The organism is Myxococcus vastator, from assembly GCF_010894475.1.
Lineage (GTDB): Bacteria > Myxococcota > Myxococcia > Myxococcales > Myxococcaceae > Myxococcus > Myxococcus vastator.
This window is the reverse complement of the sequence record NZ_JAAIYB010000903.1, coordinates 1-876: the sequence shown is the minus strand read 5'-3', so window position 1 is coordinate 876 and position 876 is coordinate 1. Positions and strand designations below refer to the sequence as shown.

The window sequence follows — 876 nt, the reverse complement described above, 5'->3', positions numbered from 1 at the left end:
CGCGAAGGGCGGGGTAGGGCACTTCCCTCCCCGCGGGGTGGTACTTAGTTTGGTGCGGGTCGGAACACGGGGTTTGGGAGGCGTGATGGGTGTCGACGCGATGACGTTCTACCGGCTCGCGCGCGGGCTGAAGAAGCGGGGGGTTCCCCTGCTGCCAGCCGTGCTGCGCAAGGCCATCTACTATCTGCACAGCTCGCACATCCCCGAGGACGCGGAGATTGGCGAAGGGACGCAGCTGGGCTACGGCGGCATCGGCGTGGTCATCCACAGGGCCGCGCGGATTGGACGCCACTGTCTCATCTCGCAGCAGGTGACCATTGGCGGGCGCTCGGGCATCGAGGGCGCTCCCGTCATCGGTGACTACGTGCGCATGGGCGCGGGCGCGAAGATCCTGGGCAACATCCGCATCGGTGACTTCGCCGTCATTGGCGCCAACGCGGTGGTGGTGAAGGACGTGGCGCCGGGCACGGTGGTGGCAGGGGTGCCCGCGAGGGTCATCCGGCAGGACCCGGATCCGATAGGGACGTACCAGCGGGAGATGGGGCAGGAGCCTCCCCGCGTGCCGCTGGTGTCGGTGCCGTCGTCTTCCACGCTGCGCCAGTAGTCCGCGGGAGCCACATCGATGCGCGTGCTCCTCGTTGGGGACTATCCGCCGCCGCATGGCGGCGTCGCGGTTCATGTTCAACAGCTTCATGGCTCCCTGCGCGGCCGCGGGGTCGACGTGAAGGTGCTCGATATCGGGAAGGGTGGCCGGCCGGCTCCGGACGTCATCCCGGCTCGCGGCGCCGCTCCATTCGCCCTGCGGCTCGCGCGGCACGTTGCCACCGGGTGGACGATTCACCTCCACACCAGTGGCAACAACCCGAAGTCCTGGGT

1 protein-coding gene and 1 pseudogene are annotated in these 876 nt (G+C 68.7%); both read left to right on the top strand.

Annotated features, from left to right (window positions below; genetic code table 11):
* The first annotated feature begins 85 nt into the window (after nt 1-85).
* The gene (locus G4D87_RS38240) at nt 86-604 is read left to right on the top strand and encodes a serine O-acetyltransferase (RefSeq protein WP_163787645.1); all 519 of its coding nucleotides are present in this window, start codon (nt 86-88) and stop codon (nt 602-604) included.
* A gap of 18 nt (nt 605-622) precedes the next feature.
* Nucleotides 623-876: pseudogene (locus G4D87_RS38235) on the top strand (glycosyl transferase family 1); the annotation flags it as partial.

Excerpts from the sequence above, each read along its gene's own strand:
- G4D87_RS38240 (WP_163787645.1), top strand. The coding sequence starts at position 86 with ATGGGTGTCGACGCGATGACGTTCTACCGGCTCGCGCGCGGGCTGAAG.